The 14,136-nt window shown below is 74.4% G+C and carries 2 protein-coding genes and 1 pseudogene; all 3 read left to right on the top strand.

Annotated features, from left to right (window positions below):
• A pseudogene (locus ACIRO3_RS36640) lies at positions 1 to 228 on the top strand (acyltransferase); the annotation flags it as partial.
• Positions 225 to 9,524 (top strand): SDR family NAD(P)-dependent oxidoreductase, encoded by a 9,300-nt coding sequence (locus ACIRO3_RS36635; RefSeq protein WP_404144068.1) that lies wholly within the window; start codon positions 225 to 227, stop codon positions 9,522 to 9,524. The pseudogene ACIRO3_RS36640 and the gene ACIRO3_RS36635, both read left to right, overlap by 4 nt.
• 41 nt (positions 9,525 to 9,565) lie before the next feature.
• Positions 9,566 to 14,136: beta-ketoacyl synthase N-terminal-like domain-containing protein (locus ACIRO3_RS36630; protein ID WP_404144066.1), on the top strand; the 4,571-nt coding region annotated here is incomplete at its 3' end.

Here is a 14,136-nt window from a genome sequence, read left to right as displayed (position 1 = left end):
GTGGAGGTGCACGGGTCGTTGGCGGCGTATGTGAACGGGACGTCGGGGGATCTCGACTGGTCGGGAGTACACGCGGGCAAGGGCCACCGGACCATGACCCTGCCCACCTACCCCTTCAACCGGCAGGAGTTGATCGCTCCCGCCGCACGCCGCAGCCGCGCCGCGACGACCACCGTCAGCCACCCCCTGTTCGACCGTCACTACGAGCACCGGAGCGAGGGACAGTGACGTACCCGGCCGAGACCTACGAGAAGACGTTCACGGGCCAGGAGCCCTTCATCGCACAACACCGTTCCGCCGGCGTCGGGCTGCTGCCCGCCGCGGTGCAACTGGAGATGGCGATGGTGGGAGTCGCCCGACGCAGGCCGTTCGCTCCGCTGGAACTCACCGACGTGACGTTCCTGCGGCCCCTCACCCTCAGCGACGACGCGACGGCTCCCGTCCGGCTCGACGTGTCCTTCGGATCGCGGACCCGCTTCGAACTGAGCACGGTCGTGGCCGGTGAACGCAAGCCGCTGTCCACCGGTACCGGCCGGCTGCTGCTCCCGGGCGATGTCCCGGCCTCCGCCGAGTCCCTCGCCGGCCCGGGGACCAGTGACGGGCGCGCCATCGACCCGGACCGGCTGTACGACAGCTGGGCCCGCGACGGCCTCCGGTACGGGCCCGACTTCCGCACCGTCCGGGGCCTGTCCGTCGGAGACGACGGCGCGGCCAGGGCAACGCTGCGGTCCGACGCCGAACCCGTGCCCTGGTACGCCCACCCGCTCCTGGTGGACGGGGTGTTCCAGGTCGTCAGCTGCGCGCTCCAGGACCTCACCGGGCCGGACGGCCCCCACCCCATGCTGCCGATCGGCATCGCCCGGCTCCGGGTCCTCACGGACCTCTCGGCGCTGTCGACCGGTGCGACCGTCCTGGTGCGCCGCACCGGCGTGGACGGGGCCTACGCCACCGCCGACGCGACGCTCCTGGGGCCCTCCCACGAGGTCGCCGCGGAGTTCCGGGGCCTGCGCATGCGGCGCACGACCACCGGCTCGCGACCGACCGCCACCGCGACCCCGGCACGACCGTCCGCACTGCCCGTCAGCCGGATCGTCTGGCGCCCCGCACCGACGGACCCCGCCCGGACCGAACCGGTCACCGGCACCTGGGTGGTACTGCACGACGGCGCCACGGACGGCCTCGGGGCGCGCGCCGCCGGGCGACTGCGGTCCGACGGCGCCCGCGTGGTGGAGGTAGGCATCGGGCCGGCCCGGCCCCAGGGGCACGGGCATGACGGCGACCGCGCCTTCGACCCCGACCGGCGGACGCTGGCGCAGCCGGACGAGGAGGCGTTCCGCCGGCTCTGGGACGAGGTCGGGGACCCGATCGCCGCAGTGGTGCACCTGTGGAACGCCGGCGAGGTGTCCGACGCCGCCCCGGAGGAGGAGACGGAACTCCGCCTCGGCGTCCACGGCTGCCTGGCCGCCCTGCGGACCCTCGGCGAGCGGCAGCGCAAGGGCCTCTTCCTCGTGGTGACCCGGGACGGGCAGGCCGTCTCGAACGAAGACCGGCCGGTGCCCGCGCGCGCCGCCCTGTGGGGCTTCCTGCGTACCGCCGCCATCGAGTACTCGGGGCTGCGCCCGCGCCTCGTCGACATCGACCGGTCCTCCGACGACGCCCTGCGCGCGCTCCTGGCGGAACTCGGCGACGGCGACGGCCCGACCGAGGTCGGCTACCGGCAGGGTGTCCGGCGGTTACCCGTACGGGTCCTCGACCGCTCGGCGCAGGCCGCACCCCGCTCACGTCCGGGGCCGGTCAGACAGGGCGGCCGGTACCTCGTCCTCGGCGGGCACGGCGGTCTGGGCCTGGAGGTCGCCGAAAGGTTCGCCCGGGACGGCGCCGGCGTCGTCGCGTTGGTCAGCCGCTCCGGAGCGGCAGCCGCCGACCGGCAGCGGATGGCCGCGATCCGGGCACACGGCTGCGAGGTCGTCTCCTACAGGGCGGACGTCACCACCCCCGGCGCCCTGGCGGCCGTCGTGCGGCGGGCCCGCGCGGAGTACGGCGAGCTGCACGGCGTCGTTCACGCCGCCGGCACGCTCAAGGACGGCCTGATCCGCAGCGCCACCGTCGAGGACATCGCGGCGGTGATGCGGCCCAAGGTCGACGGGGTCCGCGAGCTGGCGGCCGCGGTGGCCGGGCAGGACCTGGACTTCGCCGTGTTGTTCGCCTCGGTCTCCGGCACGTTCGGCAACCTCGGGCAGGCCGGGTACGCCGCGGCCAACGCCTACCTCGACGCCTTCGCGCAGGCGCACGGTTCGCCGTGGCTGAGCATCGCCTGGGGTCTGTGGGGTGAGGTGGGCATGGGTACGGCCGTCGCGGAGCAGTTGCGGCGGCGCGGGGTCCGGCCGCTGGGCACCGCGGAGGGCCTTGACGCCCTCATCGCGGTACTGGGGTCGCAGGAAGACCCCCGCCAGGTGATCGTCGCCCATCCGGACGCCGACCACGAGGTCATCGAGGCGGACGCCGCGGAGACCGAAGTCCCCCCTGCCACACACGGCACGGCTGCCGGCGGGTCGGACGGGTCCGCCGGCTCGGGTGCGGGCGCCGCGGAACACGTCGCGGACGCCCTGGAGGGATTCCTCGCCGAGCGGCTCGGTGTCGCGTCCTTCGACCGCGAAACCCCCCTCTCGGACTACGGCATGAGCTCGATCACGAGCGTCGAACTGTCGGAGGAACTGTCCCGCAGGTGGGGCATCCACCTCCCGGCGACGCTGTTCCTGGAGTACGGCGAGTTCGCCGAGCTGGTCCGGGCCCTGACCGACCGCTACGGCGCGGCCGTCACGGTCGCGAAAACGGAGACCGCGGCGCCGGTCGGGCCTGCGGCGCCTGCCGGGCCCGCCGAACCGGGCAGGGCCCCCACGGCCGTCCCGCCCGCCGAGCCGGTCCCGCCCGCCGAGCCGTTCAAGTCCGCCGAGCCGTTCAAGTCCGCCGAGCCGGCCGAGTCCGCCGAGCCGGTCCCGCCCGCCGAGCCGGCCGAGTCCGCCGAACCCGCGCCCACCCCTCCCGTCGAGCCGCTCCCCGCAGCCGCCTCCGACCGCCAGCTCCCGACCCACCGACGCCGCACGCCCGCAGGCGGTCGTGACGCGGACGTCGCGATCGTCGCCGTCTCCGGTGACCTGCCGGGTACTGTCGGCGGCGCGGCGGAGCTGTGGACCCTGCTCCGCTCCGGCGGCCACGCGTTCACCGAGGTCCCGGCGGAACGCTGGGACATCGACACCCACTTCGAGCCGCGCGGTCCCCGAATGACGGGCACCTACTGCCGCACCGGTGCGTTCGTCTCGGACATCGACCGCTTCGACCCGAGCTTCTTCGGCATCTCGGTACGCGAGGCCGAGGACATGGACGTACAGCAGAAGCTGCTGCTGGAACACGCCTGGGCGGTGCGGGACGACAGCGCTCTCGCCGACCACCGCGACATCGGTGTCTTCGTCGCCGCCACCTACACCCACCACCGCGACACACAAGGGCTGGACACCGTCGGACCGCACACCGCGCTCGGCTCCATGAACGCGGTACTGGCCAACCGGATCTCGTACGCGCTGGACCTGACCGGCCCCTCGCAGACCGTCGACACCCTGTGCTCGTCCTCGCTCGTCGCCATCCAGCAGGCGGTCGCCGCGCTCCGTGCGGGGCACTGTGGCGCCGCCATCGTGGCGGCCTGCCAAGTCGGCCTGACGCCTTGGTACTTCCGCAGCCTGAGCCAACTCGGCGCGCTGTCCGAGACCCTGCCACGGCCCTTCGACGAGCGGGCGGACGGATTCCTGCCCGGCGAGGGCGCGCTGGCCGTGATGCTGAAACCGCTCGCGGACGCGGAGCGGGACGGCGACCGGATCTGGGGCGTCGTCCGCGGTACGGCCGTCAACCACGGGGGCCGCGGCAGCGCCCTGCCGGTGCCCCGCAGCGAAGCCCAGGCCGCGGTCGTCCGGGCCGCGCTCGCCGACGCCGGACTGGCGCCCGCGGACATCTCCCTGATCGAGACGCACGGCACCGCGACCCGACTCGGCGACCCGATCGAGATCGCCGCGCTCACCGAGGTGTTCGGCGGCGACCCCGACCGCACCGGTCCGTGCCACATCGGGACGGTGAAGGGGAACATCGGACACCTGGAGCCCGCGGCCGGACTCGCCGGCCTGCTGAAGGTGCTGCTGTCCCTGCGCCACCGGGAGATACCGCCCGTCGCCGGCTTCGAGACACCCAGCAGCCACCTCGACCTGTCCGCCGGACCGTTCGTGATCCCGGTCGAACCACGGCCGTGGACCTCGGACGGACCGCGCCGGGCGGGCATCAGCTCCTTCGGCATGGGCGGCACCAACGCGCACGTCATCGTCGAGGAGCACATCGGGGAACCCCCGTACGCAGAGTCCGGCGCGGGAGCCCGAGGGACCGCGTCCGCGGGGGAGGAGCACCTGCTGGTGCTGTCCGCCCACACCCCGCAAGCCCTCCTGCGACGCATCGCGGACGTCCGGCCGCTGCTGCGGGAGGCCGCCGACGACCTGGGCGCCCTGTGCCGCACCGGCGCCGTCGGACGCGACCACCGGGCCCACCGGGTCGCGTTCCTCGGAACCACGGCCGACGAGCTGAGCACCGGCCTGGCCAGGGCGCTGCACCTGGCGGACCGGGCAGCCGGCACCGTCCTGCGCGGCGACACTCCGGTGGAGAGCGCCTCGACCGGCCTCGGCGGCCCGGCCCTGCACTACGTCGGCGGCGGCGCCGTCGACTGGGCGGCGGTGTACCCGGGCCCGCCGGCGCGGCACCGCGCCCTGCCGCCCTACCCGTTCGGGGCGCCGGCCGACGCGGCGGTGCCCCCCGCGCCCGTCCCACCGGCGGCGCCGACCGCGCAGGACGTGGCCGCGGTCGTACGCCGGCTCGCGCCCGCCCACCGGGTGCTGGGCGAGGACACACTGCCCGGGGCGCTTCCCGTGGCCCTCGGGCTGCGATCGAGCCGCGTCCTGAGCCGGATCGTCTTCACGGGCCGGGGCACCGGAACCCATCCCCTCACCAGCGACCTGGGCGACTCCGACCGTGCGGGGCCGGCCTCCTTCCGGCACGCCGACCGGGTCATCGCCCGACTCGCCACCGCCGACACCCCGGCCGGGCCGGCGCCCGCCGCCGCGGACCTGGACACCCTGCGGGCCGGCCTCGGCCGCACCCTGCAACCGGACGGCCTCTACGCCTGGTTCGCCGCGAAGGGCATGGAACTCACCGACCCGCTCCGCTCCATCGCCGAGGTGCACTACGGGCCGGGCCGGGTGCTCGTACGGATCGACGTGCGCGCCGACAGCCCGCTGGAGGCCCAGACGGTCGCGATCGACGCCGCCCTCCAGACCATGGCCGTCCTCACGCTGGCGGACCCCGCGGCCCCGACGGCCACCTACCTGCCGGTCTCCATCGGCGGGGCGACGCGCTGGGCGGATCCGGCGCGGACGGCGTTCGTGCTGCTCGAAGGCGCCGAGCCCGCGAGCGACGGCACACGGCGCGGTGACGCGACCCTGTTCGCCGCGGACGGACGGGTGTTGGCCCGGCTCGACGAGGTCGAGTACCGGACGGTGAACGGCAACGACGCGCCGCCCTCGCGGCCCACCCGTCGCACGCCGCAGGTCGCGGCTTCGGAGGCGGCGATCGTCGCGGTGGTGCGGAACGTCCTGCACGACCCGGGCGTCACCGCGACCACCTCGCTGTCCGCCGCGGGTCTCGACTCGATGCTGGCGACGGCCATCGCGGCCGACGTCGAGGCGGAGTACGGCGTACCGCTGAGCCCGACGGACGTCCTGGACGCCGCCGACTGCCGAACCCTCGCCGCGCACGTCGCGGAGCTGGCGGCCGACGGCGTGTTCGACGCGGCCCCGGCCCGGATGCCCGCTCAGGCCGAGGTCCCCGCCGAGGCCGAGGCCCCGGCCCGGGTCGCGGAGGCGGGCCCCGACCACCCCGCCGCAACCCTTCCGGGTCCGGCAGCCCTCGAAGTCACCGCGGCCGGCGAGGACATGGCCGTCATCGGTCTGGCCCTCGCGCTTCCCGGCGCCGCGGACCCGCGAGCGCTGTGGTCCCTGCTCGCCGGCTCGAACGAGGAGATCCGCCCGGCCCCGGCCCATCGCTGGGGACGGTACGCGGGCGGCCATGAGCCTGACATGGGCGGATTCCTCGACAACGCGGACGAGTTCGACGCCCGGTTCTTCGACTTCTTCCCCAAACAGGCGGAGGTCCTCGACCCGCAGGCCCGCTGGCTGCTCCGCACGGCCTGGGAGGCCCTGGAGTCGGCCGGCCTGCCGCCACGGCAACTGTCGTCCTCCACCGGCGTGTTCGTGGGGGCCAGCTACCAGCACTACAAGGACTACAACATCGCGCCGGAGCTGGACGCCCCCAGCGGTCTCGGCAACCACAACGCGTTCCTGGCGAACCGGGTGAGTTACTTCCTGGATCTGCACGGGCCGAGCATGACGATCGACACGTTGTGTTCGTCCTCGCTGGTCGCTCTGCACACGGCGGTGCGCAGCATCCGCGACGGCGAGTGCGAGCAGGCGATCGTCGCCGGCGTCCGGGTCGGCATGTCCCCGCTGCACTACGTCGCGATGCGAAACCTGCGGGCCCTGTCACCTTCGGGTGCCTCCCGCCCGTTCGATGCGGGGGCTGATGGTTTCGTGCCGGGTGAGGGTGTGGTGACGGTGGTGGTGAAGCCGCTGCGGGCCGCGTTGCGGGACGGGGACCGGATCCGGGGTGTGATCAAGGGCAGTGCGGTCAACCACGGTGGTCGAACGAGTGGGTTGACGGTCCCGAGCAGTGCCGCGCAACAGGAGGTGATCGGGGCGGCGTTGCGGGATGCGGGGGTGTCGGTGGATTCGATCGGTTTGGTGGAGGCGCACGGAACGGGGACGGGTCTGGGTGATCCGATCGAGGTGGAGGGTTTGACGCGTGCCTGGCGTGGGGTGACGGACAGATCGCAGTTCTGTGCGATCGGTTCCCTGAAGGGGAATGTGGGACATCTGGAGCCGGCGGCGGGTCTGGCCGGTTTGGTGAAGGTGCTGTTGGCGATGGAGCACGGGATGGTTCCGCCGTCGTTGCACGTGGTGCGGCCCAATGATCACATCCGGTTCGAGGAAACACCGTTCTATCTGGCCGACCGGGCGGTGGAGTGGCCGCGCGACGGCGGCCCCCGTCGAGCCGCGGTGAGCGCGTTCGGAATGGGCGGCGTGAACGCCCACGTGATCGTGGAAGAGCCCCCTGTCCCCTCGACGCGGGAGGATTCGGTCCAGGACGCGCACGTGGTGCGGGTGAGCGCCGCCGACGAGTCGGCACTGCGCGCTCTGGCAGCCGCGTACGCCGACCGGTTCGATGCGGCACGCGACGACCGGGAGACCGCCGACCTCTGCCACACCGCCAACACCGGCCGCTCTCCACTGGAGTTCCAGACCGCCGTCCACGGACGGACGGCCGCCGAACTCGCCACCGCGCTGCGCTCCGTCGCCGCCGGCCGCATGCGGCCCGCCCGCGTCGACAGCGACCTGACCGCCGAAGCGGCGGCGCTCCGCACCGCGTCGGCCGCGTCCCCGCACCGAGCCGTCGGCGCCGCCGAGTTGGCCGGGGTCGGCTACGCGCACATCGACTGGGCCGCTCTCTCCGCCCGGGGCGCCCGCGCGACGGACCTCCCCACCTATCCGTTCGCGCGGGGATCGTACTGGCACACCACCGGCTCGGAGGGCGCCGCGTCCGGCCCGGTCCCGGCCGGCGCCGAGGCGGTACGCGTCGAGTGGCGCGTCCGGGAACCCGTGTCCGTAGCCGTACCCGGTACCGGCTCGGGCGCGGTCCACCTGGTCACCGCCGACCCCGAACTCGGGCACGCGCTGACGGAGGCCCTCCGAAGCCGGGGCGTGACCGTGGTCGGGCGCGACCGAGAGGCGAACGGGGCGATCGTGATCGACGCCCCGACCGGCCGGGGCGACAGCTCCTTCGAACTGGGCGACTTCTGGTCCGAGTTGAGCGGCCTGATGACGGGGCTGCCCGCGCACGGGGCGTTGCTGTGGGCCGGATTCCACGACGCCGCCGTCCACCCCGACGAGCGCGGCGGCCTGCGTCCGGAGCGGGCCGCCATGGCCATGGCCGTACGGGCCGCCGGCGCGGAGGGTCGCAGGCCCACCGGCGTCGTCCACCTCGACCCGGCCGACCCGGTCGACACGCTCGCCGACCGCCTGGCCGCCGAGTACGGCGCCCTCGCGGCCGGGAGGGCCGTCGACACCGACACAGACGCCGAAGGCGGCACGGTCGTCGCCGCCTACCGTCGGGGCGTCCGGTACACGCCGCACCCCGTGCCGGCGGCGCCCGGCACCCCGTACGTCCTGCCCGCCGACGGGTACGTCCTGGTCACCGGCGGACTGGGCTCCGTCGGGCTGCGCCTGATCGAGCGGCTGATCGATCAGGGAGCCAAGCGCATCGGCGTCATCGGCCGGTCGGTCCTCGACCCCGCGCGCTCCGCCCTCCTGCGGAAGCCGGCGGCGCGCGCCGAGGTCGACTACGTGCCCTGCGACGTGTCCGACCCCGCGGCACTCGCCGCGGTCGCCGGACGGCTGGGCCGGCGCTGGGGACGGCTGGTCGGCGTCGTGCACTCCTCCGGCGGGGTCAACCCGTTCGGGGCGATGCACCGCCGGCCGTGGAGCGACACCGAGAAGGTGCTCGCGCCCAAGATCCCCGGCTCCCTGAACGTCGTACGGCTGGCCAAGCAGGAGGGCGCCGATTTCGCCGTCCTGGTGTCCTCGATCGCCGGTACGCAGGCACTGGCCGGCCGGGGGCTGGTCGACTACAGCCTCGCCAACGCCTACCAACTGGCGCTCGCCGAGCGGGAGAACGATCCCGTCACCACGGTCACCGCGCACGCGTGGCCCAACTGGACCGGCATCGGCATGAAGGCGGACGCGTCCTTCTCCGCCGCCCACTCCATCGGCGCCGAGCAGGCACTGGACGCCTTCATCGACCACCTGCGGTCGGGCGGCGCCGTGATCTTCCCGGGAAGCGCCCCCGCCACCACCGCCACCACCGCCCCCGCCACCGCCGTCACCGCCGCCACTTCGGCGGAGACCGCGGAGCCCGTCGAGCCCGCCGAGTCCGTCGGCGCCGCGCCCCCGCGGGACCGGGCCGAGACCGTCCTGATCCCGGCGCCGCCGCGCGCCGGGCACGACCGGGCGGGCATGCGGGCCCGGGTACGGGACGCCTTCGTACACGTCCTGGGGGAGGACCCGGGGGAGCGCCCTCTGCCGGGACTGGGACTGGACTCCCTGATGATCGCCGAGCTGACCACGGCGCTCGAACAGCGCAGTGGCCTGACCGTCGACCCGTCGCTCCTGATGCGGGCACGCACGGCCGACGACATCGCGGCCGGACTCGCCTCCCGAGAGGCGCCGGCCACCCGGCGACCGCCCACCCCCGACCAGGACGACCCGTCCGCCTCCGCCCTGAGCGCCCTGCTGCGCCCGCTGCTCCAGCGGGACGGACAGCGGTGAACGGCCCGGGCACGACCGAGGGGTCGAACGAAAGGACAACCGTGAGCGAGCTCGACACCCGCATCGCCGTGATCGGCCTCGCGGTACGGCTCCCGGGGGCAGAGGACGCCGTCGACCTGCCGGCCCTGCTGCGCCGCGACGGGGTCGAGGTCGGCGAGGTCCCACCGAGCCGGTGGGCCCGCGAACTGTACCGGGGCGAGGGCCCCCACCAGGGAACGCACCACCGCGGCGCGTTCCTGGTGGACCCGTTCTCCTTCGACCACGAGGCGTTCGGCATGACGGCCGAGGATGCCGTGTTCCTCGACCCCCAGCAGCGGGTGATGTTGGAGGTCGGTGCCCGGGCCCTGGAGGACGCGGGGTACCTGGGGGTGCGCCGCAGGCTCGACGCGGGCGTGTTCGTGGGCGCGCGCATGAACGGGTACGGCTTCGACCGGGGCCGAGGGCTGGTACCGCCCGGCACACCGGGCTCGGCCGGCGAGCCCGGGCCCGCCGCCCTGTGGGGACGGTCGCAGAACTTCACCGCGGCCTGGCTGTCCGACCGCTTCGACCTGGCGGGCCCGAGCCTGGTCGTCGACACCGCCTGTTCGTCCTCGCTGTCGGCCGTCTGGCTCGCCTGCCAGAGTCTGGCGGCCGGGACCTGTGAACTCGCCCTGGTCGGCGCGGTGGACCTGCTCATCGACCCGCTGACGTTCGTCCTCCTCTCCCGTACCGGGGCGCTCTCCCCGGACGGGCTGTGCCAGACCTTCGACAGCAGGGCCAACGGCTACGTGCCCGGGGAGGGAGCCGCCGCCCTGGTCCTGAAGCCGATGCGGGCGGCGCAGGCGGACGGCGACGTGATCCTCGGAGCCGTCAGCACGGTCGCGGTCAACAACGACGGCCGCACCATGGGCGTCACCACGCCCAGCCTCGATGCCCAGATCGACCTGCTGACCAAGGCCTACCGGACGATCGACCCCGCCACCGTCCAGTACGTGGAGGCGCACGGCACCGGCACCGCCATCGGCGACCCGATCGAAGTGCGGGCCCTCACCGAGGTGTTCGCGCGTCACGGCGTCCCGCGGAACTCCGTCGCACTCGGCTCCGTCAAGCGCCGGATCGGCCATCTGCACTCGGCGTCGGGCCTGGCCGGACTCGCGAAGATCATCGTCGCGCTCCGCGAGGGCACCGTCCCGGCCGTGGCGGTGGACTCGCCCAACCCGCGCCTCAACCTCGCCGACAGCCCCTTCCACCTGCCCGACACCGCCCGTCCCTGGCCGGACGCGCCCGTGCGCCGGGCCGCCGTGAGCGGATTCGGATTCGGCGGCACCAACGCCCACGTCGTGGTCGAGGCCGCCCCCGATCCGACCGGAACCCCCGCCGGGCCGGCGGTGACCGACACCCGGCCCCGGCCGGTCCACGTGCTGCCACTGTCCGCCGACAGCCCGTACGCGCTGCGCGAACTGGCCGCCCAGTGGCTGGAGTTCCTGCCGTCCCTGGCACAGGACCCCGCGGGCCTCGGTGACGCGTGCGCCACCGCCCGGCTGGCACGACCACACCGCACGGAGCGGACTGCCGTCGTCGGGGCCGACGCGGACCAGCTCGCCGCCGCGCTGCGCGCGTGGCTCCTGACGCCCGCCGCCCCGCCCGCCCACACCGTCGGCTCTCCCCGTACCGTCGGCTCTCCTCGTACCGTCGTCTCGATACGCCCGCAGGGCGCCGCGGCCCCCCCCGCGTGGCTGCTCGCCCTCGACCGCTCCACGCCGGCCGTGCACGAGGTCGTCGGCCTGTTCGAGACGGCCACCGGCACCCGGGCGACCGAGTTCTCCGGCGAACTGCTGCGGATTCTGTCCGCGGTCGCCCTCACGATCGCCCTGCGCGACCGGGGAACGCCCGAGGACGCCCTGGACCTGCCCCCGGGCTGGGAGGCGGTCGCGGACTTCGCGTGGGGTCGTGTCCCGCTGGAGCGGGCACTGGCCGAAGTCCTGCGACGCGCCACCGACCCGCCCCACGACGCGCGGGGACACGACGCGCGGGGACACGACCCGCAGGGCCACGCCGGCCATGACGTCGGCGAACGGCTGGCCGGGGCCCGCGACGAGTGGGAGGTCGCCCGGGAGCTCGCCACGATCGCGGCGGAACTCTTCCAGGCGGGCCGGGACATCGACTGGGCGGCGTTCCAGAAGGCCACCGGCACGGCATGGAGCAAGCGCCTGCTGCCCCACGCCCAACCGCGCGGCCGGGCCCTGAACCTGGCCGAGCCCCTGCGCTCCGCCGAACCCGGGTCACCCGCGGAGCTGGTGTCGGACGAGGGAGCGGCCGGGTACACCTACGCCCGCGTCTTCGGTCCGGCCGAGGCGCCCATCGCGCAGCACGCCGTGTACCGCACGCTCATGCTCCCGGGCGTGGCCTGGTTCGACTTCCTGCGCGAGGGCGCGGCCCTTCGCGGCGAACCCTTCCACGGCGCCCGGGACGTCCTCTTCCACCGCCCGCTCATCGCGTCCGGCGCCCGCCGGGTCATCGGCCGGGTCGTCGCGGACGGGCGGTTCCGGGTCGAGGACGCCGACAGCGGGGAGCCCTACGTCACGGGCCGGCTCGCCGGCGCGCGTCCCTCCGGGCCGCCGCCCCCCGTCGCCCTCGCCACGCTGCTGGCCGACTGTGCCCGCTCCACCGTGCACGCGGGCTCGGGCCTCTACCGGTGGCTCCGCCGCATCGGCTACCACCACGGCCGCTACTACCGGAACATCTCCTGGGTGGCGAGCCTCCCCGACGGCGGCACGCTCGCCCGGATCGAGGGCGCCCGACAGCGGGAGATGAACCCCCTCGACGTGCAACTGTTCCCCGGGCTCCTGGACAGCGTGACGGTCGCCGCGATCGACCCCGCGAACCCGGTGTTCGGCGCGGCGGACGCCACCGCGTTCATCCCGCTCTCGGTGGGCCGCCTGGACGTCCTGGGACCTCTGGACGGAGCCGCCTACGTACGGACGGAGATCGCCTTCTGGAACGACGAGGCCTGCCGGGTCACCCAGACCGTCACCGACGAGGCGGGCACGCCCCTGCTGGTCTTCGGCGACATGTCCTCCAAGAGGGTTCCCGTCGAGGCGTTCAGCGCGGGGGAGACGACCGCGCCGGCCGAACCCGCGGCGCCGACGACACCACAGCCACCCACGACCGTCGCACCGCCACCGCGTCCCAAGGCCCCGCCGGTACCCGCGGCGCCCGCCGCCTCCAGGCCCGTACGAGCGCTCGCCTGGTTCCTGGCGCTGACGGGCACCCCCGAGGAGCACGCCGACACGGAGTTCCTGTCAGCCGGTTTCGACTCGGTGGGGCTGGTCACGCTGAGCGAGCGCATCTCCCAGGAGCACGGCCTGTCCCTGTACCCGACGGTCTTCTTCGAGTACCCGACACCGCGGCAGTTCGCCGAGTTCCTCGCGGAGGAAGCACCGGCACTCGTGGACACGCAGACGACTCCGGCCGGCCCGTCGCCGGCCGCCGCTCCCGCCCCCGAGACGGACCCGGCCCCTGAAGGCACCAAGGCCACCAAGACCACCGAGGCCACCGAGGCCACCAAGGCCACCGAGGCCGCTGAGGTCGAGGCCACGCCGGCGGAGCCCGCACCGGTGGCGCGGGCGATCGCCACCGTCACCGCGCGCGAGGTCGCCGCCGAGCGGACGGCCGAGCCTTCCGAGGCCGCCCCGGCGTCCCGGCCGCGCGACGTCGCCGTCGTGGGCGCCGCGATCAGGCTGCCCACCGCAAGCTCCCTGGCCGCCTTCTCCGAGCTGCTCGTCGAAGGCCGGGACACGGTCCGCCCGCTGCCCGAGGGCCGGTGGCAGCACACGGAGGGACCGGTCCCGCACGCCTCGTTCCTCGACCGCGTGGACGAGTTCGACCCGGCACCCTTCCGGATCTCGGCCCGCGAGGCGCCCCTGATCGATCCACAGGCGCGGATCGTCTACGAGACGATCTGGGAAGCCCTGGAGGACGGCGGCCGGATCGGCGCCCGCGCCCACGGCAGCACCGGTCTGTGGATCGCCTACAGCCACGACCACTACCACGAGGAGCGGGTGCGCCACGGAGTACCCGACGGGCGAGGCCTCGGCCTGGAGGCGATGATCGCCAATCGGCTGTCCTACCTGATGGACTGGCACGGACCGAGTGGACTGGTCAACACCCTCTGCTCCTCCTCACTGGTCGCCCTGCACTCGGCACTCCAGCACCTGCGCACCGGCGACATCGACACGGCGGTGATCGGGGCGGTGCACGCCGGCATCAGCCCGGAGTACTTCCGGTCGATGGGCGACCTCATGGCCCTCTCGCCCCGCCACCGCAGCCGCGCCTTCGACAGCACGGCTGACGGCTTCGTACCGGGAGAAGGAGCCGTGGCCGTGGTCCTGCGGCGATATGACGACGCGCTGCGAGACGGTGACCGGATCCGGGGCGTCGTCAGGGGAGCGGCCGTCAACCACGGCGGTCGCACCAGCCGCTACTCCGCGCCCAGTCCGCGCGCGCAAGCCGACGTCATCTCGGCGGCGTTGCGGGACGCGGGGGTGTCGGTGGATTCGATCGGTTTGGTGGAGGCGCACGGAACGGGGACGGGTCTGGGTGATCCGATCGAGGTGGAGGGTTTGACGCGTGC

Origin of the sequence: Streptomyces sp. NPDC102278 (assembly GCF_044766345.1) — a bacterium.
Classification (GTDB): domain Bacteria; phylum Actinomycetota; class Actinomycetes; order Streptomycetales; family Streptomycetaceae; genus Streptomyces.
Note: the sequence above shows the minus strand (reverse complement) of the source record. Positions and strands in the feature narration are given on the sequence as shown.